The sequence below is a fragment of the Paenarthrobacter sp. YAF11_1 genome, assembly GCF_052113445.1.
Classification (GTDB): domain Bacteria; phylum Actinomycetota; class Actinomycetes; order Actinomycetales; family Micrococcaceae; genus Arthrobacter.
Genome location: NZ_JBFRDF010000002.1, coordinates 273,183 through 294,711, shown reverse-complemented (window position 1 = coordinate 294,711; position 21,529 = coordinate 273,183). Strand labels below are relative to the sequence as shown.

At 63.0% G+C, this 21,529-nt stretch carries 20 protein-coding genes; 15 read left to right on the top strand and 5 right to left on the bottom strand.

Features of this window, described 5'->3' with window-relative positions; all coding sequences use genetic code 11:
• Positions 1-146 precede the first annotated feature (146 nt).
• Both efp and nusB read left to right on the top strand, forming a co-directional pair.
• Positions 147-710 carry an elongation factor P gene (efp, locus tag AB4Y77_RS05410; protein ID WP_089595230.1) on the top strand — a complete coding sequence of 188 codons (564 nt, stop codon included), beginning with the start codon at positions 147-149 and terminating at the stop codon, positions 708-710.
• Positions 710-1,120, top strand: a complete 411-nt coding sequence (nusB, locus tag AB4Y77_RS05405) for a transcription antitermination factor NusB (protein ID WP_089595229.1) — start codon at positions 710-712, stop codon at positions 1,118-1,120. Before efp ends, nusB begins: the two co-directional genes overlap by 1 nt.
• 69 nt (positions 1,121-1,189) lie before the next feature.
• On the opposite strand, the gene AB4Y77_RS05400 is transcribed toward nusB, so the two are convergent.
• Entirely contained in the window at positions 1,190-2,485 is a 1,296-nt protein-coding gene (locus tag AB4Y77_RS05400) for a PrsW family intramembrane metalloprotease (protein ID WP_442013180.1), read from the bottom strand.
• Between the two features lie 110 nt (positions 2,486-2,595).
• Between AB4Y77_RS05400 and pyrR the strand changes: the two genes are divergently transcribed.
• From pyrR to AB4Y77_RS05335, 13 genes are all read left to right on the top strand, one after another.
• On the top strand, positions 2,596-3,180 hold the full coding sequence (gene pyrR / locus AB4Y77_RS05395) for a bifunctional pyr operon transcriptional regulator/uracil phosphoribosyltransferase PyrR (RefSeq protein WP_311212945.1): 585 nt from the start codon (positions 2,596-2,598) through the stop codon (positions 3,178-3,180).
• Positions 3,177-4,184, top strand: a complete 1,008-nt coding sequence (locus AB4Y77_RS05390) for an aspartate carbamoyltransferase catalytic subunit (protein WP_442013179.1) — start codon at positions 3,177-3,179, stop codon at positions 4,182-4,184. The genes pyrR and AB4Y77_RS05390 overlap by 4 nt, the downstream gene beginning before the upstream one ends.
• Positions 4,184-5,509, top strand: coding sequence for a dihydroorotase (locus AB4Y77_RS05385; protein WP_311212943.1), 1,326 nt, complete (start codon positions 4,184-4,186; stop codon positions 5,507-5,509). The genes AB4Y77_RS05390 and AB4Y77_RS05385 overlap by 1 nt, the downstream gene beginning before the upstream one ends.
• Complete coding sequence (locus AB4Y77_RS05380; protein ID WP_442013178.1) at positions 5,509-6,030, top strand: PH-like domain-containing protein; 522 nt, start codon at positions 5,509-5,511, stop codon at positions 6,028-6,030. The genes AB4Y77_RS05385 and AB4Y77_RS05380 overlap by 1 nt, the downstream gene beginning before the upstream one ends.
• The gene (gene carA / locus AB4Y77_RS05375; protein ID WP_442013177.1) at positions 6,011-7,258 is read left to right on the top strand and encodes a glutamine-hydrolyzing carbamoyl-phosphate synthase small subunit; all 1,248 of its coding nucleotides are present in this window, start codon (positions 6,011-6,013) and stop codon (positions 7,256-7,258) included. Before AB4Y77_RS05380 ends, carA begins: the two co-directional genes overlap by 20 nt.
• A complete protein-coding gene (gene carB / locus AB4Y77_RS05370; RefSeq protein WP_311212940.1) occupies positions 7,258-10,566 on the top strand; it encodes a carbamoyl-phosphate synthase large subunit in 3,309 nt (1,102 codons plus the stop codon). Before carA ends, carB begins: the two co-directional genes overlap by 1 nt.
• On the top strand, positions 10,559-11,434 hold the full coding sequence (pyrF, locus tag AB4Y77_RS05365) for an orotidine-5'-phosphate decarboxylase (protein WP_311212939.1): 876 nt from the start codon (positions 10,559-10,561) through the stop codon (positions 11,432-11,434). Before carB ends, pyrF begins: the two co-directional genes overlap by 8 nt.
• Positions 11,435-11,531: 97 nt before the next feature.
• A complete protein-coding gene (mihF, locus tag AB4Y77_RS05360) occupies positions 11,532-11,858 on the top strand; it encodes an integration host factor, actinobacterial type (RefSeq protein ID WP_024816819.1) in 327 nt (108 codons plus the stop codon).
• A 21-nt stretch (positions 11,859-11,879) separates the two neighbouring features.
• The gene (gene gmk / locus AB4Y77_RS05355) at positions 11,880-12,452 is read left to right on the top strand and encodes a guanylate kinase (RefSeq protein WP_442013176.1); all 573 of its coding nucleotides are present in this window, start codon (positions 11,880-11,882) and stop codon (positions 12,450-12,452) included.
• Positions 12,453-12,491: 39 nt separating this feature from the next.
• Positions 12,492-12,752, top strand: coding sequence for a DNA-directed RNA polymerase subunit omega (rpoZ, locus tag AB4Y77_RS05350; RefSeq protein ID WP_017197559.1), 261 nt, complete (start codon positions 12,492-12,494; stop codon positions 12,750-12,752).
• Between the two features lie 28 nt (positions 12,753-12,780).
• Positions 12,781-14,031 (top strand): bifunctional phosphopantothenoylcysteine decarboxylase/phosphopantothenate--cysteine ligase CoaBC, encoded by a 1,251-nt coding sequence (gene coaBC / locus AB4Y77_RS05345; RefSeq protein ID WP_442013175.1) that lies wholly within the window; start codon positions 12,781-12,783, stop codon positions 14,029-14,031.
• A gap of 76 nt (positions 14,032-14,107) precedes the next feature.
• The gene (metK, locus tag AB4Y77_RS05340; RefSeq protein ID WP_442013174.1) at positions 14,108-15,337 is read left to right on the top strand and encodes a methionine adenosyltransferase; all 1,230 of its coding nucleotides are present in this window, start codon (positions 14,108-14,110) and stop codon (positions 15,335-15,337) included.
• Positions 15,338-15,508: 171 nt separating this feature from the next.
• Positions 15,509-17,605: a primosomal protein N' gene (locus AB4Y77_RS05335; RefSeq protein ID WP_311212936.1), complete on the top strand. Its 2,097-nt coding sequence runs from the start codon at positions 15,509-15,511 to the stop codon at positions 17,603-17,605.
• Between the two features lie 9 nt (positions 17,606-17,614).
• On the opposite strand, the gene AB4Y77_RS05330 is transcribed toward AB4Y77_RS05335, so the two are convergent.
• From AB4Y77_RS05330 to AB4Y77_RS05315, 4 genes are read right to left on the bottom strand one after another with little or no spacing between them, the layout of a single operon-like run.
• Positions 17,615-18,697 (bottom strand): glycosyltransferase family 4 protein, encoded by a 1,083-nt coding sequence (locus tag AB4Y77_RS05330; RefSeq protein WP_442013173.1) that lies wholly within the window; start codon positions 18,695-18,697, stop codon positions 17,615-17,617.
• A complete protein-coding gene (locus AB4Y77_RS05325; protein ID WP_311212934.1) occupies positions 18,694-19,638 on the bottom strand; it encodes an alpha/beta fold hydrolase in 945 nt (314 codons plus the stop codon). The genes AB4Y77_RS05330 and AB4Y77_RS05325 overlap by 4 nt, the downstream gene beginning before the upstream one ends.
• A gap of 10 nt (positions 19,639-19,648) precedes the next feature.
• Positions 19,649-20,530 (bottom strand): aldo/keto reductase, encoded by an 882-nt coding sequence (locus AB4Y77_RS05320; protein WP_311212933.1) that lies wholly within the window; start codon positions 20,528-20,530, stop codon positions 19,649-19,651.
• 34 nt (positions 20,531-20,564) lie between these two features.
• A complete protein-coding gene (locus AB4Y77_RS05315) occupies positions 20,565-21,527 on the bottom strand; it encodes a sugar-binding transcriptional regulator (RefSeq protein WP_311212932.1) in 963 nt (320 codons plus the stop codon).
• Positions 21,528-21,529 lie beyond the last annotated feature (2 nt).

Sequence of the window (21,529 nt, the reverse complement as noted above, 5' to 3'; positions counted from 1 at the left end):
GGTGACACGCCCCGCAAGCCCTCGGCGTATTTGCCGGTAGAATAGTTCTTGGATTTTTGATAAATACGCGCTGGCGGGCCGATTGGCACGCCTGCTTGGCATAGATAGCTGGCAGCTAGAACCAGTGCGATAACCAGAGGATACGAGTGGCAACCACAAACGACATCAAGAACGGGACCGTACTGAAGCTCGAGGGCCAGCTCTGGAACATCATCGAGTTCCAGCACGTCAAGCCGGGCAAGGGCGGCGCCTTTGTCCGCACCAAGATGCGCAACGTCATGTCCGGCAAGGTGGTCGACAAGACCTTCAACGCCGGCCTGAAGATCGAAACCGCTACGGTTGACCGCCGCGACTACCAGTACCTGTACCAGGATGGCGAAGACTTCGTTTTCATGGATACCCAGGACTTCGACCAGATCACCGTCTCCGGCGCAACTGTTGGCGACGCCACCAACTTCATGCTCGAAAACCAGATGGTCAACATTGCCATCCATGAGGGCACCCCGCTGTACATTGAACTGCCCCCGAGCGTTGTGCTCGAAATCACCTACACGGAGCCGGGCCTCCAGGGTGACCGCTCCTCGGCAGGCACCAAACCGGCCACCGTTGAAACCGGTTACGAGATCCAGGTTCCGCTGTTCGTCGAGCAGGGCACCAAGGTCAAGGTCGACACCCGCGATGGCAGCTACTTGGGCCGGGTCAACGACTAGTGAGCGCACGCGGTAAAGCCCGTAGCAGGGCTCTTGAAGTACTTTTCGAGGCGGAGCAGCGCTCCGTCTCGGCTTTCGACGCCATGACGGCGCGCCGGGAGAAGACTGACTTGGTCATCAACCCCTACACCGTGGAAATCGTCGAGGGCGTTGTCTCCATGCAGGCAACAATCGATGAGTTCCTGGCGACGTATGCCCAGGGCTGGACGCTGGAGCGGATGCCGTCCGTGGACCGTATCATTCTGCGGATCGGCGCGTGGGAACTTCTCTACAATGACGAGGTTCCCGATGGAGTGGCTGTCAGCGAAGCCGTGGCCCTCGCCAAGACGATGTCTACGGACGAGTCCCCGGCGTTCATCAATGGACTCCTCGGCCGGCTCCAGAAACTTAAGCCATCACTCCTCGCTTAAGTTCACGGACGGCCTGAATTCAAAGGACCCGCTTCACAGGAAACTGTGGGAGCGGGTCCTTTTTTGCCGCTATTGGAGAACTGCAGCCCGCAGGCCGGGGATGCTGCGGAGATGCTCCAACTCGTCCTGCTGGTGAACGTGGACGTCCCGCCCGCTGAGTATCCTCTGCCTGGTGAACGCCAAGGCGGTGGCTCCCTTGATGAAGGATTTCATCTGGTTCGCACGGCCGCGCGAGGATGCCCAGCGCACTGCTTGCCGCCGGCCGCGTGAAGTGGCAAGCATGTCCACCTCGGCCGGGGTGAACCAGCCGACCCGGGCATACTCAAGGAGGCGTTGGCGCGTGAGTTTACCTTCAGCGACCCGAAGCAGGATGATGCCTACTGCTGCCACCAGGAAGATGGGGACCTGGACCACGAAGTACTCCACCAGGAAGTTCTGACCCATGCTGTTCCAGCGGTTGTGCAGGAACATCGCGGGCAGCAAACCTATGAAGAATCCCAGGACGGCATAGCCGCTGTGCCACCTGCGCGCAGCGAAGCCCATGATCAGGCCGGTGGTGCCGGTGAACACAGCGTGGGCGAAGGGCGACATGACGCCGCGGAGGATGAAGATACGGACCAAGTCCGTCCCGGGATCAGTGGAGGAGGCAATTTCGCGTCCAAAGTAGAGGATGTTCTCCGTGAAGGCGAAGCCGGCGGCAATGGTGAAGGCGAACACCACTCCGTCCACGGGTCCGTCAAAGTACTTCCGTGCGGCCAGGATCAGGACCAACAAACCCAGGGACTTGGTGAATTCCTCGACGATGGGTGCCTGGACAGTTGCCATGAAATAGGTGAAAGCTTCTTCGCTGCTGGTGGGCGCGGCCAAGGCAAAAAGGGGCTGGATCAGCAGGGTGCCGGCGATGGACACTGCCGCACCCCAGGTGAAGGCGAACCACAGCAGCCTTTTTGGTTCCGGCTCCCAGCGATCTATGAGTCGTACAGTCAGCAGCACCACGGACAGCGGAATCAATGACGCAATGAAGCCGATCACGAAGCCTGTCACACCCGTGTTGCCCAGCAGGAACGGCAGCACCAACACCAAGCTGGCGAGAGCAAGGACCCCACCAACAATGACCAAGGGGAGTGTGCCCAACGACCGGCGGCTGCGTGGTGCCTGTGGTGTGGCCCAGGTTTGCCGGGGGAGCGAGGCTGGATTCCCTGGAGCCGGTTGGTAGTTTCCCGGCTGCACCCGTCCGATCCACGTGGGGTTGGCGCCAGGTTCCAGGTACGGTCGCGGATAGGGTTGTCCGCCGGGTTGGCCGTGGTGGTTCGAGGTCATGGGCAAGAGCCTATTCCACAGCACGCAGTGTGAGCTTAAACTCACGCCTGGGTTGGCCAGGCGGTGAGGTGCCAAAGGGCCGCTGTGGTAGTTTTGAAAAGCAAATATTCCTTTTTTAATTCCGTCCCGTGAGGCGGGGAAAGGGGAGACGAGCGATGACTGAAGTCACTTCAGCGCACGTGCCGTCGCGGGTTGTTCTCAACCAGGCTGACATTGATCGTGCGCTCACTCGTATCGCCCACGAGATCCTCGAAGCCAATAAAGGCTCCCAGGACCTGGTCCTGTTAGGCATTCCCAGCCGCGGCTATCCCTTGGCCGTACGGCTCGCCCAAAAGATCGCTGCTGCCGACCCCTCGGTCAACGCCGAAACGATTGTCGGCCAATTGGATGTCACCATGTTCCGTGACGATCTCTCCCACCAGCCCACGCGGCCCCCGCGCCACACGCGCCTTCCGTTGTCAGGGATCGACAACAAAGTGGTTGTCTTGATCGACGACGTCCTGTACTCGGGCCGAACCATCCGTGCTGCACTGGACGCACTGGTGGACCTTGGCCGCCCTCGGATTGTCCGCTTGGCCGTTCTGGTTGACCGGGGCCACCGGGAGCTTCCCATCCGCGCAGACCACGTGGGAAAGAACCTGCCTACCTCCTCTTCTGAAAAGGTCCGTGTCCATCTCGAGGAAATCGACTCCGTGAACGGCGTGCCCGTCAACGAGGTAGTTATCGAGGCCGGCAAGTGAAGCACCTCCTTTCCACCGAGAACCTGAGCGCGTTCGATGCCATCCGAATCCTTGACACGGCAGAAGAGATGTCCGCCGTCGGCGAGCGTGAAGTGAAGAAGTTGCCGGCGTTGCGCGGCCGGACAGTGGTGAACCTCTTCTTTGAAGACTCCACCCGCACCCGCATCTCCTTCGAGGCCGCCGCGAAGCGACTCTCTGCCGACGTCATCAACTTTGCTGCCAAGGGATCTTCGGTGTCCAAGGGGGAGTCCCTCAAGGACACGGCACAGACCCTGGCCGCCATGGGCGCGGATGCCGTGGTCATCCGGCACTGGGCGTCCGGCGCCCCGCACCGGCTTGCTGCGACAGACTGGATCGACGCTGCCGTCATCAACGCCGGCGACGGCACCCACGAGCACCCGACACAGGCGCTCCTGGATGCGTTCACCATGCGCCGGCACTGGTCCAAGGTCAATGGCAGCGAATCTACCGGTGCTGACCTCAAAGGCATGCGCGTAGCGATCGCAGGCGATGTCCTGCACTCCCGCGTTGCCCGGTCCAACGTCTGGTTGTTGAAGACCCTCGGCGCCGAAGTCACGCTGGTGGCGCCACCCACGCTGCYGCCCATCGGCGTCGAGCACTGGCCGTGCAACGTCAGTTACAACCTGGACGAAACGCTGGAAGCCGGCATTGACGCCATGATGATGCTGCGCGTCCAGGGTGAGCGCATGAACGCATCGTTCTTCCCTTCAACCCGGGAGTACTCGCGTCGCTGGGGTTTTGACGACGCCAGGCTCCGTGCGCTGGATGACCTCGGTATGAAGGACACCATCATCATGCACCCCGGCCCCATGAACCGGGGCTTGGAAATTTCCTCCGCCGCTGCGGATTCGCCGCGATCCACCGTGCTTGCCCAAGTGCGCAACGGTGTCTCGGTCCGCATGGCCGCCCTCTACCTGCTGCTCTCCGGAGACTCCCGCGAAGCCGCCCACACATCAAGCCAGCCCAGCAAGGAGACCAACTGATGGCCGAGAACACCTACCTGATTCGTGGGGCCGCCATCCTCGGCGGCGAAGCTGAAGACCTGCTGATCCGCGATGGCATGATCGCAGCACGCGGCAAGGACCTTGCCGCTGACGGCGCCACGGTGATTGACGCCGCGGGCCTCATCGCCTTGCCCGGCATGGTTGACGTGCACACCCACTTGCGCGAACCCGGCCGCGAAGACGCCGAAACGGTGGAAACCGGTACCCGCGCCGCTGCCTTGGGCGGTTTCACTGCCGTCCACGCGATGGCCAACAGCAACCCGGTGGCAGACACTGCGGGCGTCGTGGAGCAGGTCCACAGCCTGGGCCGCGCGTCAGGTTGGGTGGACGTGCGTCCCGTAGGAGCAGTCACTGTGGGTCTGGCCGGCGAACAGCTCGCCGAGCTTGGGGCCATGGCCGATTCCCGGGCCCAGGTCCGCATGTTCTCCGACGACGGTATCTGCGTCCATGATCCCGTCTTGATGCGCCGCGCCCTGGAGTACGTAAAAGCGTTCGACGGCGTGGTGGCCCAGCACGCGCAGGAACCGCGCCTTACCGCCGGGGCACAAATGAACGAAGGCACCGTCTCAGCCGTCCTCGGGCTGACCGGTTGGCCGGCCGTTGCCGAAGAGAGCATCATCGCCCGCGATGTACTGCTGGCCCAGCATGTTGGTTCCCGCCTCCACGTCTGCCACGTCTCCACTGCGGGATCCGTGGACATCGTGCGCTGGGCCAAGGCGCGGGGAATCAACGTCACTGCCGAGGTCACCCCGCACCACCTCCTCCTTACCGATGAACTGGTCCGCAGCTATGACCCCGTCTATAAGGTCAACCCGCCGCTGCGTACCGATGCCGACGTGCAGGCTTTGCGTGAAGGCCTGGCAGACGGCACCATCGACGTCGTGGGCACCGACCACGCCCCGCATCCCAGCGAACACAAGGAATGTGAGTGGGCGCAGGCCGCAATGGGCATGACCGGACTGGAGACAGCATTGTCGGTGGTCCAGGAGACCATGATCGAGACTGGCCTGATGTCCTGGGCCGACTTCGCGCGGGTGACGTCCTTCACTCCGGCGGTCATCGGCCGCGTCGCTGACCAAGGCCGTCCACTGGAGGTCGGCGAGCCGGCCAACGTCATCCTGGTGGACCCGGCTGCGCGATGGACCGTCGACCCCCATAAAATGGCAACCATGGGCCGCAATTCACCGTTCAAGGGCAAGGAGCTGCCCGGATCCGTGGTGGCAACCTTCTTCAAAGGCCATCCCACGGTCCTCGACGGCAAGCTCAACACGCCGTACCGGTACCCGGAAGTCAGCAGCAATTAATGGATAACCAGACACTGACCGTGCTGATCACGGTGCCGTTGATCGTCGTCGTCCTGGCGATGATCTGGCTGGGGTGGCGGAACAGGCTGAGGCGACAAGCCGACGTCGAACGCCTTCCCGCGGTCCCCGAGCAGCTGACGCCGGCCACCGTCGTCGCAGATGGCCAGTATGTAGCCACCACCACGGCGGGCGACTGGCTGGACCGGATCGCGGTTCAGGGCCTGGGTATCCGGACCAACGCGGAACTGAGCATTCACGCCGAAGGCGTGCTGTTCGACCGCTCTGGTGCCGCCCCGGTCTTCATCCCCCGCTCCGCACTGGCGGACAGCCGTGAGTCCAGCGGTATGGCAGGGAAGTTCGTCGAAAAAGACGGGCTCCTGATCATCAGCTGGAAACTCGGCGGCCGGGAACTGGATACCGGATTCCGGTCCAGGCTCGCAGCCGACAAGCAACTCCTCCTCGAAGCCCTCCAGGAATTGATCTCCGCAGCCCCTCAGGCAGATGCCGATAGTGGAAAGTAATAAAGTGACGGATAGTAAAGCAGCCACCACACCCACCCCCTCAGCAGCAGTGCTGGTGCTCGAAGACGGCCGCATGTTCCGCGGCCGCAGTTATGGCGCGCAGGGAACTGCGCTCGGTGAAGCGGTGTTCGCCACCGGCATGACCGGTTACCAGGAGACCATCACCGACCCCTCCTACGCGCGCCAGCTGGTAGTCCAGACTGCGCCGCACATCGGTAACACCGGCGTCAACAGCGAAGACGCTGAGTCCCGCCGAATCTGGGTGGCAGGCTACGTCGTACGCGACGCCGCACGCCGTCCCTCCAACTGGCGTTCGGAACGAAGCCTCGATGACGAACTGGTGGAGCAGGGCATCGTTGGCATCCAAGGCGTAGACACCCGTGCCATCACCCGCCACCTCCGCGAGCACAAAACCATGCGCGCCGGCATCTTCTCCGGCGAGGCTGCCCTGGCAACCGACAAGGAACTGTTGGACGCCGTCCTGGCCAGTGCACCCATGGAAGGCGCCGCCTTGGCGGAGGAAGTCTCCATCGATGAGGCCTACGTCGTGGAACCCAAGGATCACGGCTGGGAAGGCGAGCCCCGGTTCTCCATCGCCGCTGTGGACCTGGGCATCAAGGCCATGACCCCGGTGCGTTTCGCCGAGCGCGGTGTTCGCGTCCACGTGCTGCCGGCCACCTCCACGCTGGAGGACGTCAACGCAGTCAACCCTGACGGCTTCTTCATGTCCAACGGTCCAGGTGACCCCGCTACCGCTGAGCACCAGGTATCCCTGCTGCGCTCGGTGCTGGATGAGAAGCTGCCGTACTTCGGTATCTGCTTCGGCAACCAGATCCTGGGCCGCGCCCTGGGCTTTGGCACCTACAAACTCCGCTACGGCCACCGTGGCATCAACCAGCCCGTCATGGACCGTCGCACCGGCAAGGTGGAAATTACCTCGCAAAACCACGGCTTTGCCGTTGATGCTCCGATGAACGGTGCCACGGTCGCCCCTGAAGAGCGTTACGGCCGGGTTGAAGTCAGCCACGTGTCGTTGAACGACGACGTCGTTGAAGGACTCGCCTGCCTCGACATCCCCGCGTTCTCGGTCCAGTACCACCCCGAGGCTGCAGCGGGCCCGCACGATGCCGCCTACCTCTTTGACCGTTTCATCGACCTCATGGCCGACACCAAGTCCAAGGCTAAAGCCGCCACGTCCACCGACTCCAAGACTGAGGACAAGAAGTAATGCCCAAGCGTACAGATCTCAAGAGTGTCCTCGTCATTGGTTCCGGCCCGATCGTCATCGGCCAAGCTGCCGAGTTCGACTACTCCGGTACCCAGGCCTTGCGGGTCCTCAAGGAGGAAGGCCTCCGCGTCATCCTGGTGAACTCCAACCCGGCCACCATCATGACGGACCCCGAGTTCGCTGATGCCACCTACGTGGAACCCATCACGCCTGAGGTGGTGGAGAAGATCATCGCCAAGGAGCGTCCGGACGCCATCCTGCCCACCCTTGGTGGCCAGACTGCCCTGAACACCGCCATTGCGTTGGACAAGAACGGTGTCCTGGAGAAGTACAACGTGGAACTCATTGGTGCGAACATTGCCGCCATTGAGCTCGGCGAAGACCGTGAGAAGTTCAAGGGTGTGGTGGAGCGTTGTGGCGCAGAGTCCGCCCGCAGCCACATTATCCACACCATGGACGAGGCCTTCGCTGCTGCCGAGGACCTCGGCTACCCCATGGTGGTCCGGCCTTCCTTCACCATGGGTGGCCTTGGTTCAGGTCTGGCCTACAACGAGGACGACCTCCGCCGCATCGTCGGCCAGGGCCTCCAGTACAGCCCCACCACGGAGGTATTGCTTGAAGAGAGCATCCTCGGTTGGAAGGAATACGAGCTTGAGATGATGCGCGACAAGAACGACAACGTCGTTGTTGTGTGTTCCATCGAGAACTTCGATCCCGTGGGCGTCCACACCGGCGACTCCATCACCGTTGCTCCCGCCCTGACGCTGACCGACCGTGAATACCAGAAGCTGCGCGACGTCTCCATTGCTGTCATCCGTGAAGTTGGCGTGGACACCGGTGGTTGCAACATCCAGTTCGCCATCGACCCCGCCACGGGCCGTGTAGTGGTCATCGAGATGAACCCGCGCGTCTCGCGTTCGTCCGCACTGGCATCCAAGGCCACCGGCTTCGCCATCGCCAAGATCGCCACCAAGCTGTCCCTCGGCTACACGCTGGATGAGATCCCCAACGACATCACCCAGAAGACCCCGGCCTCCTTCGAGCCGACCCTGGACTACGTAGTGGTCAAGGTCCCGCGTTTCGCTTTCGAGAAATTCCCGGCAGCCGACAACACGCTGACCACCACCATGAAGTCCGTCGGTGAAGCAATGGCCATGGGCCGCAACTTCACCGAGGCACTGCAGAAGGCCCTCCGCTCCCTGGAGCAGAAGGGCTCTCAGCTGGACTTCAGCTCCGTGCCGGAGTACGAAGTGGCTGAGCTGATCGAGAAGGCCAAGCGTCCCACCACGGACCGCCTGCACCAGGTGCAGCGTGCGCTCCTCGGCGGGGCCAGCGTCGAGGACGTCTTCGAAGCAACCAAGATCGACCCCTGGTTCCTTGACCAGCTGCAGCTGCTCAATGAGACGGCCCAGGAGATCCGCAAGGCAGGCGTGCTGACGGAGGAAATGCTGCGCAACGCCAAGCGCCACGGGTTCTCCGATGAGCAAATCGGTGCCCTGACGCACAACAACGAGGCCGTGGTCCGCGGAGTCCGTCAGGCTTTGGGTATCCGTCCGGTCTACAAGACGGTGGACACCTGCGCCGCGGAGTTCGCCGCCTACACCCCTTACCACTACTCTTCCTACGACGAAGAGGACGAGGTAGGCCTGCACGCCAAGCCGTCCGTCATCATCCTCGGCTCGGGTCCCAACCGCATCGGCCAGGGCATCGAGTTCGACTACTCCTGCGTGCACGCTTCCATGGCACTGCGCAAGGCCGGCTACGAGACCGTCATGGTCAACTGCAACCCTGAGACTGTGTCCACGGACTACGACGTCTCCACGCGCCTCTACTTTGAACCGCTGACCCTTGAGGACGTCCTGGAGGTCATCGCGGCCGAGGAACGCACCGGCGGCGTCATGGGCGTCTTCGTGCAGCTCGGTGGCCAGACCCCGCTGAAGCTGGCACAGCAGCTCGCCGACGCCGGCGTGCCCATCCTGGGTACTTCGCCGGAAGCAATCGACCTCGCCGAACACCGTGGTGCTTTCGCCCGCGTGCTGGACGAAGCCGGACTGACCTCCCCGAAGAACGGCACCGCCGTGTCCTTCGAGGACGCCAAGAAGATCGCCGACGAAATCGGCTACCCCGTGCTGGTACGTCCGTCGTACGTCCTGGGCGGCCGCGGCATGGAAATCGTCTATGACGAAGCCAACCTCTCGCGCTACATCGCCAACGCTACGGAAATCACCCCGGACCACCCGGTGCTGATCGACCGCTTCCTCGAGGACGCCGTCGAAATCGACGTCGACGCACTCTTCGACGGCACTGACATGTACCTTGGCGGCATCATGGAACACATCGAAGAAGCCGGCATCCATTCCGGTGACTCCGCGTGCGTCCTGCCCCCGATCACCCTGGGCAACAACGTGATCGAGCGTGTCCGCACCGCTACCCGTGCCATCGCGGAGGGTGTGGGCGTTCGCGGCCTCATCAACATCCAGTTCGCCCTGGCCTCGGACGTCCTGTACGTCCTTGAAGCCAACCCGCGCGCCTCCCGCACGGTTCCGTTTGTCTCCAAGGCAACGGGCGTGCAGATGGCCAAGGCCGCAGCCCTGATCGGTACCGGTGTCACCATCAACCAGCTCCGCGGCGCCTACAAGATGCTGCCGGAGACCGGCGATGGGTCCACGCTGCCCTTGGACGCCCCGGTTGCCGTCAAGGAAGCCGTGCTTCCGTTCAGCCGCTTCCGCACCCCTGAAGGCAAGGTAGTTGACTCCCTGCTCGGCCCGGAAATGCGCTCCACGGGTGAAGTCATGGGTATCGACAAGCACTTCGATACCGCTTTCGCCAAGAGCCAGGCTGCCGCGAACAACGCGCTGCCCACCGAAGGCAAGATCTTCGTTTCGGTGGCCAACCGTGACAAGCGTTCGGTGATCATGGGCGTCAAGCGCCTCTCGGACCTCGGTTTCGAGATTGTTTCCACCGGCGGAACGGCCGACGTCCTGCGCCGCAACGGCATCCAGGCGACTCCTGTGCGCAAGGTGGCCGAGGGCAGCAGCGCCGAAGGTGAAGGCACCATCGCGGACCTCGTGATCGCCGGTGAAATCGACATGGTCTTCAACACGCCGTCCGGCGGCGAAGCACGCAGCGACGGCTACGAACTCCGTGCCGCCGCCACGTCCATCGGCATTCCCTGCATCACCACGGTCGCAGAATTCAACGCAGCGGTGCAGGCCATCGAGGCTCTGCGCACCTACGAGTGGTCCGTGACCAGCCTGCAGGAGCACGCGGCCAACCTGGCAGCAGCAGTGGAAGCAGCCAATGCCTGAGTCTGCTGCACCACGGCAAGAGCAGCAGCCGGCCCGGGAGTCCTTTGGCTCCCGGCTGGCTGCGGCCATGGCCGCGCGCGGTCCGCTCTGCGTCGGGATCGATCCCCACCCGCAGCTCTTGGCTGAATGGGGATTGAACGACGACGTCGCCGGACTGGAACGCTTCTCCCTGACGGTGGTGGAAGCGGTGGCTTCCCTCGCTGCCGCGGTCAAGCCGCAGGTGGCGCTCTACGAGCGTCACGGCTCCGCCGGCATGGCCGTCCTGGAGCGCACGCTTGCCGCTTCCTCGGAAGCAGGCGTGCTCAGCATTGCCGACGCCAAGCGTGGGGACATTGGGTCCACCATGGCGGCGTATGCCGACGCATGGTTGCGTGATGGTTCGTCCTTGGCCGCTGACTCAGTGACCCTCAGCCCGTACCTTGGCTTTGAATCACTGCGTCCGGCGCTGGAGCTGGCTGCACAGTACGGCAGGGGAGTGTTCGTGCTTGCTTTGACGTCGAACCCTGAAGGGAAGTCGGTCCAGCACGTTGGCGGAAGCGATTCGGTGGCCCGCAGGATTGTGGCCGCCGCTGCAGCCGAGAACCAGCGGTACCAGGGCACTCTTGGTTCCGTGGGTTTGGTTGTGGGCGCCACGATTGGCTCGGCGCTTGAGGATCTGGACATCGATCTGGGCCCGGTCCGCGGCGCTGTCCTCGCCCCGGGGCTCGGCGCCCAGGGAGCTACCCCTGCAGACCTTCGTGCGACGTTTGGTGCTGCCTATCCCTCGGTCCTGGCTACCTCCAGCCGGGGCATCCTGGCCGCAGGTCCCTCGGTGGCAGGCCTTCGTGCCGCAACCGAAGAGACGTTGGCCGGGCTTCGCCAGGAGTAAGTTGCCTGGCCTCATTGCGCAACAGCGCCCCTGCCGGTAGGTTCAGGATCAGTCCGCGTGATCTGGATCACAATCGCGATCTGACAGGGGTTTGGCAGTGGGCCTTAAAGAGCTGACACCACAGGAGCGTTCCGATGCGCTGGAGAAGGCCGCCAAGGCGAGGGCAGTCCGTGCCGCCGCCAAGGAACGGCTCAAGCGCGGCGAGGTGAGTATTGCAGAGCTGATCTCGTCCGGGACCACGGACGAGGCTATTGCGCGCATGCGCGTGGTGGAACTCCTGGAGGCCCTGCCGGGCATTGGCCCCGTCAGGGCGGCCGGGATCATGGCGGAGATAGGCATCGCCGGATCCCGGCGCATCAGGGGCCTGGGAATTCACCAGGCCCGGGCGCTGGTAGATTTTATGGATACCCAGCAAAGCGTTTGACGCATCTCCCCGAAGGAATCCGTGAGCAAGAAACCCGGACTGACTGTCCTTGCAGGCCCCACTGCCGTTGGCAAGGGAACCGTATCCACCTACATCAGGGACAACTATCCGGAGGTCTGGCTCTCGGTCTCGGCAACCACCCGGGCCGCGCGTCCGGGTGAACAGGATGGCGTTCACTACTTCTTCAAGTCCGCCGAGGAGTTTGACTCCTTGGTGGCGGACGGTGAATTGCTGGAGTGGGCTGTGGTGCATGGACAGAACCGCTACGGGACGCTCCGCAGCACTGTCAACGCTGCCATCGCCGAAGGGAAGTCCGTCCTTCTGGAGATTGACCTGCAAGGCGCACGCCAGGTCAAGGAGGCTGTTCCGGACGCGAATTTTGTGTTCCTGGCGCCGCCCACGTGGGACGAAATGGTCCGCCGCCTGGTGGGTCGCGGCACGGAAACTCCCGGGGAACAGCAGCGCAGGCTGGAAACCGCTAAACTGGAACTTGCTGCTGAACCGGAGTTTGACCACACCGTCATCAATGACGACGTTCGCCGGGCAGCGGACGAGCTTGTTTCACTCATGGGGCTTACCCCGCACCAGCGCTAAGCGCTTGCATTTGTTGGCCCGCTAAAATTTGGAGAATTCGTGTCCACGAACCTTGAAGGCATCATCAACCCGCCGATCGATTCGCTGCTTGAGGCTGCTGATTCCAAGTACGGCCTGGTCATCTTCGGCGCCAAGCGTGCCCGCCAGATCAACGCCTACTACGCCCAGCTCCACGAGGGCCTGTTTGAGTACGTTGGCCCGCTGGTTGACACCAAGCTGAACGAGAAGTCGCTGTCCATCGCCCTGCGCGAGATCAACGAAGGCCTTTTGGTTTCCACGCCGATCGAGCCTGCAGAATAAGTACAGACTGCCTGTTGACGGAGGTCACGTGCGCATAGTCCTCGGAGTCGGGGGAGGGATTGCAGCCTACAAGGTTGCATCGCTCCTCCGGCTTTTTACTGAAGTCGGCCACAAGGTCACGGTCATCCCCACGGAAGCGGCCACACGGTTTGTTGGCGTCGCTACGTGGGAGGCCCTTTCGGGCAACCCCGTGAGCAACAGCGTCTTCGACGACGTCGAGAAGGTCAACCATGTGCGTTTGGGCCATGAAGCTGACCTGATCGTGGTTGCGCCCGCCACGGCGGACCTCCTTGCCAAGGCTGCAACAGGACAAGCGGGCGACCTCCTCACCAATACGCTGCTCATGGCCCACGGGCCGGTGCTCTTCGCTCCGGCCATGCACACGGAGATGTGGCAGCACGCAGCAACCCAGGCGAACGTAGAGACGTTGCGCGGCCGCGGCGTGACAGTGCTCGAGCCAGCCTCCGGCCGCCTCACCGGATCTGATTCGGGCCCTGGCCGCTTGCCGGAGCCGGAGGCGATTTTCACGGCCGCCATGGCTTTGGCTGAGGTGGCGGACGGCGCCAAGGCTACGCCCGCCGCGGAGCAGCCGCTGGCAGGCCGGATCGTGACGATCTCGGCCGGGGGCACCAGGGAGGCTCTGGACCCGGTCCGCTTCCTGGGCAACCGCTCGTCCGGCAAGCAGGGTGCTGCCCTGGCTGCCGCAGCTCTGGCTGCCGGGGCTGCCGTACGGTTCCTGGCCGCGCACATGGACGTCGAGCCGCCTGCCGGCGTCGAGCTTGTCCGCGTTGAGTCGGCGTTGGAACTGCGCGAGGCCGCGCTGAAAGCGGCAGTGGATTCCGACGTCGTCATCATGGCCGCCGCCGTGGCGGATTTCCGTCCGGCCGAGGTCTCGGACACCAAGATCAAGAAGGTCGACGGCGAGGATGCGCCAGTGGTGCGGTTGATCCGCAACCCTGACATCCTGCATGAGCTCGTGGAACGCCGCAACGCCGAGGGCGGCCGGCAACTGATTGTCGGTTTCGCTGCCGAAACAGGCGACGCCCAAGGTGACGTCCTGGAACATGCAACGGCCAAGCTCAAGCGCAAGGGCTGCGACCTCCTGGTAGTTAATCAGGTGGGCATTGGCCGCGTGTTCGGCCAGGACGACAATTCCGTGGTGATTCTCTCCGGTCACGGAGCCGAACCGCAGTCGGCCGCCGGCTCCAAGGCCGATGTCGCCGCTGCAGTGGTTGATCGTGTGGGCGCTGAGCTCACAAGGGTCTTCCCGGCGTTGTAACTGAGCCCACACCCGAATTCTTAGCATAGGGACACAGGGCAGATGCCGCCGTCCCGCAACCCAGTAAGGTGGTCGAGTGACTTTACCGCTGCACCATGAACACCATGGCACCCCGTCCAAGCTCCGGCTCTTCACTTCCGAGTCGGTCACCGAAGGGCACCCGGACAAGATCTGCGACCAAATCAGCGACGCCATCCTGGACGCGCTGCTGGCCGCTGATCCTGAGTCCCGCGTGGCCGTTGAAACCATGGCCACCACCGGCCTGGTGCACGTGGCTGGTGAGGTCACTACTGACGCCTACGTAGAGATCCCGCAGATTGTCCGTGAGACCATCCTCGGCATTGGATACGACTCTTCCGCCAACGGCTTCGACGGAGCCCGTTGTGGCGTCTCGGTGTCCATCGGCCAGCAGTCCAACGACATCGCCGGCGGAGTGTTCAACTCCCTTGAGGCCCGCGAGGGCCGCCAGGAGGACGACTACGATCTCCAGGGCGCAGGCGACCAAGGCATCATGTTCGGCTACGCCAGCGATGAGACGGCCTCGTACATGCCCACGCCCATCTGGCTTGCCCACCGCTTGTCCGAACGGCTCACCGAAGTCCGCAAGAACGGCGAATTGGCCTACCTCCGCCCTGACGGCAAGACGCAGGTCACCGTAGGTTACGACGGCGACCGCCCGGTTTCCGTTGAAACAGTGGTGATCTCCAGCCAGCACGCCGAGGAAGCAAGCCTCGAGCAGCTCCGGGCCGATCTCGCCAGCTACGTGATCGACCCCGTCCTCGCGGCGTCAAGCCTGGACCTCTCGCGCACGGCCAACATCCTGAACCCGGCCGGTGCCTTCGTCATCGGCGGCCCGGTAGGCGATGCTGGCCTCACCGGACGCAAGATCATTGTGGACACCTATGGTGGGTTCTCCCGACACGGCGGTGGCGCCTTCTCCGGCAAGGACCCATCCAAGGTTGATCGTTCAGCTGCCTACGCCGTGCGGTGGGTTGCCAAGAACGTGGTGGCCGCCGGACTTGCCAAGCGCGCCGAAATCCAGATTGCCTACGCCATTGGCCAGGCCCGCCCCGTCGGAACCTACGTTGAAACCTTCGGCACCGAGACCGTGGACCCGGCCCGTATCAGCGAAGCCATCGACGAACTCTTTGACCTGCGTCCGCGGGCCATCATCGATGCCTTGGACCTCAAGCGGCCCATCTACGCCAAGACGGCAGCCCACGGCCACTTCGGCCGGGACGAGCCTGACTTCACGTGGGAACGGCTTGATCGGGTGGCGGACCTGAAGGAATACTTCAACGCCTGATCCCACTGACGGTTGGCTTGAACCAGTCGTGTCATTCCGGACGTTGCTGTTTTGTCAGTGGCCCATGATTGGCTGGTGCCAGAGAGATGCCCGCAGCGGGTCAATCCCGCTGCGGGCATTCCAGGTTAAGAATGCGTGGTTGTTTTCCGCCGAGAGTTGGAGGTGAAGTGCATGGCAGGACACGAGGCCCAGCCGTCGTTGCTTCAACCCTCGCTGCTGCAGGGTTTTCCGGATCGTCCGCCGGTCAATGGTCCACCCCTTGCTCCTGGGAATCCCGTGGCGCGGGTGGTGCTCGAATCGTCCCTGCCGCACTTGGACCGGCCCTTCGACTACAGCGTTCCAGCCGATCTGGCCGAGGTCGCTGTGCCCGGCGTCCGGGTGAAGGTCAAGTTCAATGGTCAGGAACTCAACGGCTACGTCATTGAGCGGCGTGCAGACTCCGATGCTGCGGCGCCGCTCAGTCTCCTGCACAAAGTGGTGTCACCGGTTGCTGTCCTGACCCCGGAGGTCACGGAATTGGCCGGCACCGTCGCAGCCAGGTACGCCGGAACGTTGAGCGATGTCCTGAGGACCGCCGTGCCGCCAAGGGTTGCCAAAGTGGAGAAGGAACTGCTGGCGGGAGAACTGGATTCCGGCGTCGAGCTCAAACCGTTGACGGATGCCCACGCCTGGGGTTTGTACTCCAACGGGGCAGCGTATCTGCAGCATCTTGCCAGCGGCGGTTCGCCGAAGGCTGTCCTCACCGCCCTTCAGGGGTTTGGTCCCAGCGGCTGGCCCGCTCTGGTCGCTTCAGCTGTTGCCACGGTCAGGTCCTCGGGACGCGGCGCCGTGGTGGTGGTGCCCGACTACCGCGATCTTGAACAACTCGAGGATGCGCTGGCCAAGGTTCTGCCCTCCACTGACATTGCGCGGCTGACCGCAGATGACGGCCAGACACCCCGCTACAGAAGCTTTCTGCGCCTGCTCAGCGGCGCCGCCGGAGTGGCCATCGGTACCCGATCCGCGGCCTATGCACCCATTCGGGATCTGGGCCTGGTGGTGTGCTGGGATGACGGCGACGATCTCCACATCGACCAACGGGCCCCCTACGCGCACACCCGGGAGGTTCTGCTGCTCCGCGCTGAGCAGGAGAATGCAGCGTGCCTCATGGCCTCCCACAGCCGCAGTACAGAACTCCAGCGCCTCGTTGAGATGCAGTGGGCGGTAGCGATTGAAGCACCACGAACCGTCGTCCGATCCACGGTTCCGCGTGTCCTGAATACCGCTGACAGTTTTGAGCAGGAACGTGACCCTCTGGCGCGGATCGCCCGTTTGCCCGGTGCGGCCTGGCGTGCGGCCAAGGACGGACTGGAACGTGGCCCGGTCCTGGTCCAGGTTGCACGGGCCGGCTATGCTCCCTCGCTGGTCTGTGAGACCTGCCGGGAACTGGCTCGCTGCAACACCTGCCAAGGCCCTTTGGCGGTATCCAGTGGCACTGCCACACCTGCATGCCGTTGGTGCTCCACACCGGCTCCCCAATGGCGTTGCACGCATTGCAGTGGAACCCGGCTGCGCAGGGGAGCCACGGGTGTCATGCGGACAGCCGAGGAACTGGGGCGGGCGTTCCCGGGCAAAGCCGTGGTGACGTCCTCCGGCGAGCACATCAAGGCAAGTGTGCCGGACTCACCTGCGCTGGTCGTGGCGACTGTGGGAGCCGAGCCGGTAGCGCACAACGGCTATGCTGCGGCCCTGCTGCTGGATGGCAACTCGCTGCTCCGGCGGGAGAACCTGCGGGCGGGGGAGGATACTGTTCGCCGATGGTTCAATGCTGCCTCCCTCGTGAAGCCGGCAAGCCAAGGCGGGCTCGTGGTGATTACCGCGGACGATACCGCCGCCACAGGGGCACTGTTGCGGTGGGATGCGTCGGGGTACGCGTCACGTGAGCTGGCCCTGCGGAAGGAACTTCAGCTACCCCCGGCTGTCAGGGTGGCCTCAGTAACCGGGACCAGGGCTGACGTCGGTCATTTCGCGGATGCTTTTGAAGCCACGGCCACGTCAGCCTCGGGCACCAAACTCCGCAGGGCCGGTCCTGCCCCTGTGCAACTGTACTCAGGGGCCTCCCCACGCCCTGAAAACGAGGCCGATGGTGACGTCCGGACGTTGTATTTCATTCCCTATGGCGACGCTGCGGAGGCAACCCGTGCCCTCCGGGCAGTGAAGGCCGCCAGCGCCGCCAAGCGCACGTCAGGTCCGGTGCAGCTTCGCCTGGATGGTGTGGACGTCCTCTAAGGCAGGAGACTAGGACCCGCGCTTCCGCAGGGAAACCACTTCTTCAGCTGCGGCGAGCAGTTGCCGAGCCGATTCGTCCCAGTTGAATTCCGACGCCCGCTCTACGGACCTGCGGGAGCGCTGCTGCCACAGCTCGTCGTTGCCCAGGCCGGTGACAGCATCTGCGAATTCCGAGGGCGACTCCGGGCTGACGTAGCTGACAGCGTCGCCGCCCACCTCGCGGAAGATGGGGATGTCGCTGGCGATCACAGGAGTACCCAAGGCCATCGCTTCTACCAAGGGCAGGCCGTATCCCTCCGCACGGGAAAGGCTGATCAGCGCAGTTGCCCTCACCAAGAGGTCGTCGTACTCGGCGTCGGTGACGCCGTTGTGGAACTGTACTTTGGCTCCGGCGGGAACCAATGCCTCCAGTTCAGCCTTTCGCTGCGGTGTGATCCGGCTGAGCAGGTGCAGGGTGAAATCGGGCAAGCGGGCCATCCCGCGGATCATGGTTTCTACGTTCTTATAAGGCATGAACGAGCCCATATAGAGCAGTGTCTTGTCCGCGCCTGTTGCAGGGTCCCGGGGTATTTGTCCGGGTTGTGGGGCATTTCCCACAATCCGCACCGGCCGTTTGGTAAGCGCGTACTTGGCCATGAGGGCTTCCGTGGTACGGCTGATCGTGGCAACAATGTCCGCCCGGTTCAGCAGGAGCCGCTGGGGCCAGAAGGCCTTGTGGTACAGCCTCCAGAGCACACGGACCGGTGGCGGGAGGAATCCCGGGGGAGTCGGGTGTTCGTAGTAAATGAGGTCATGGAGGGTGAGCACAAGTCCGTACCGCCGCCCAAAGGTTCCCATGGTTTGCATGGGACAGACCACAACATCAGCATTCAGGGGGTTGACCTTGCGGGCCACGAACAGCTCCAGCGGCGACAGCGGACTGTTGACCATGACGTAGGGTACATCGGGCAATAGTGCCAGTTGGCGCTTGTCGCTGATCAGCATGGTGACATCCGCGATCTTGGATGTGGCCGCTATGAGGCTTGAACCATAGCGGCTGATGCCATCGTGGTGGTCCGTTCTGGTAAAGCGGGCGTCGATGACAATTTTCACGCGGGATGTTCCTCCAGGAAGCTGCGAATGGCTGCGGCCGCCGTCACCGGCGTTTCGTAGTGGATCAGATGTCCGACGCCGGGAATGACTTCCAGCGTTGCGTCAGGAAGGCGCTCCATGAGTTTGTGCTGGTTGGGGAGTGTGGCGATTTCGTCTTTTTCCCCCGCCACCAGGAGGACGGGGAGGCGGAGCTTTTCGGCGACGTCGGCGACGTTTCCGGAAACCGACGCCTTGAAGGATTCCAGCAGGCTTTTCCTGTCGGCGAAGGCACTGAAGTAGGCGTCGTGCTGGCCGTGGATAAAGCGGCGTAGGTCCTTGTCCTTGGTTTTGGCCATGGTGATGCTCATGATCCGGACAATTGCACGGTTGCGAAGCACCGCCAACCCCAGGCGGCGGGGGAGCTTCGCCGATACTTGGTAGTACAGCACAGCCAGCTTGGTCATGATCCCCTTAGGGCCTTCCAAAGCCGGTGCTGCAATGGGATTGACCAAAATCAAGGGGTAGATGGTGCCGGGATGCGTGGCGGCAAAGTGGCTGGCAACGATTGATCCAAAGGAATGGCCCAGCAGCACAGTCCTGGGCCCAAGCTCCAGCGCGGACATGAAGCTGGAGATGAACTTTCCGTAGTGTTCAACGCTGTGTTCACCATTCACGAACGGCTCTGAGCTTCCGAAGGCCGGCAGGTCCGGCATGATGATCCGCATTTCCGGGAGTTGGTCGGCCACCCGGAGCAACCCGTGGTGGTCCCCCCGGAATCCGTGGATTACCAGGATGGTACGGGTCTTGGGGGAGACGGTGACCGGTTCGTAGGTCCAATACGCCACGTTGCTGCCGTCAACATCAACGTCCGAAGCTGCAGTCCGCCCTGGAAGGGCTTCGCTGAAGAACTTGCCAGGGGCCTGCGTTCCTTCGGGGGAGTTCGCGGTGTCCACTTTTTCCATGCAGCTGTTCCTAATTCACGTTGTCCGGGTGCGACCCGGTTCGATGGTGCCGCTCAAGCCCTGCGATGCCGTCCATGTCGGTGGCGTCGAGGTCGAAATCGAAAACGGCGAAGTTCTCTTTGATACGGCCTGCAGAGCTTGCTTTCGGGATGACCAGGTTCCCCAACTGAAGATGCCAGCGGAGAATAACCTGCGCCGGAGTCCTGCCGTACTTCTCGGCCAGCCGGATGATGGCCGGATCTGCCAGTACCTGCCCTCTGCCCAGTGGGCTCCACGCCTCAGTGCGTATACCAAGTTGTTCGTGCAAGGTGCGCAGCCTGGTCTGCTGCAACCAGGGGTGCAGTTCTATTTGGTTGACGGCCGGGACTACTTCCGCCTTCTGCATCAAATCCTCAAGGTGGCCGGGCTGGAAGTTGGATACACCGATAGCCCGGATTTTGCCTTCCCTGTACAAGGTCTCCATGGCTTTCCACGTCTCCACCAACAGTCCTCGTCCGGGACAGGGCCAGTGAATAAGGTAAAGATCCACGTAGTCGAGGCCAAGGTTTGCCATGGAGGCGTCGAAAGCGCGGAGCGTGGCATCGTATCCATGGTCATCGTTCCAGACCTTCGTGGTCACAAACAGGTCCTCGCGGGCCAAAGCATGGACCGACTCGCCCGACCCGCCGGTAGCCCTGTTGGCTTCCGCGGCATCTCCTACAGCGCCGCCCAACGCCCGGCCAAGTCCCAGTTCGTTGCCATACATTGCGGCCGTATCAAAACGGCGGTAGCCCTCACCCAACGCCGTGGACACCAGGGCTTCAGCGTCGTGCGGGGGAACTTTGTAGAGTCCAAAACCCAGGCGTTCCATTTGTACGCCATTGTTCAATGTCTGCCGGGCAGGGGATCTCATAGCAAAGACTCTACCCATTCCTTGCACGAATGATTCAGGAGTGGCCATTGAAACTGACAAGTCGCCGGGCCGAGGCTTCATCCAAAATCAGGTCCGTGGCCAGTCCAGCGGCCAGAGCCCCTTGGAGCCCGTTGATTTTAGATGCGCCCGAGACCACGCAAATCCGGCGCCGTACCTGCCTCAATTGTTCATGGCTGGGACCCGTGGACCTTGCATTGAGGGTGATGCCGTTCGAGGAACCGTCACTCCTGAAGAAGACGGTGGCGACGTCGCCCACCACGTCATCTGCCGCCAGCATGGTGAGGTCGTGTTCATCGAGGTAGCCGCCGGCATACACATGGCTGGGATAGTCCGAATCCACTGAGCCGACGCCGAAGATGGCGATGCTCATGCGTGCCTGCAGATCAAGGATGCGTTGAACGCTGCGCTCATTCCACATGGCCGTCTTGGTGGATGCATGATCAAAGAAAGCCGGAACAGGGAACTGTTCAACCCTTGCGCCGTAGGCGCTGCCGAAGCGGCGCATGATGTCGCTGGCGTACGTGATGCCGGTGGTTTGCATGTTCCCGGCACCGTTCAGTTGGACCACGATGCTGTCATGGGTGACCTTGCGGGTGAGGTGACGGCTGACGGCGCTGAGGGTGGCGCCCCAGGCAACGCCGATGATGGCATTCGAATCAACCAACGGCCCAATGGTGCGGGCCGCCTGCATGGCTACGCGGTCCAGGGTCTCCGCCTCGTTGAGCGTGTCCAACACGGGAACCACGTGTACGTCCACCCCGTACTGGTTCCGGATCTGGCTTTCCAGTTCGGGGCCGGTGTCAAAAGGGCTCCTGATCTGGACCTGGACCAAGCCGGTTTCGCGTGCCGAGGACAGCAGCCGGGACACCGTGGACCGGGAAGTTCTCAGCTCCCGGGCGATTGCGTCCATGGTCAGGTCTTGGAGGTAATACATCTGTGCAGCCCGGAGCGCATCCGAGTGACGTGATCGTGCCATCT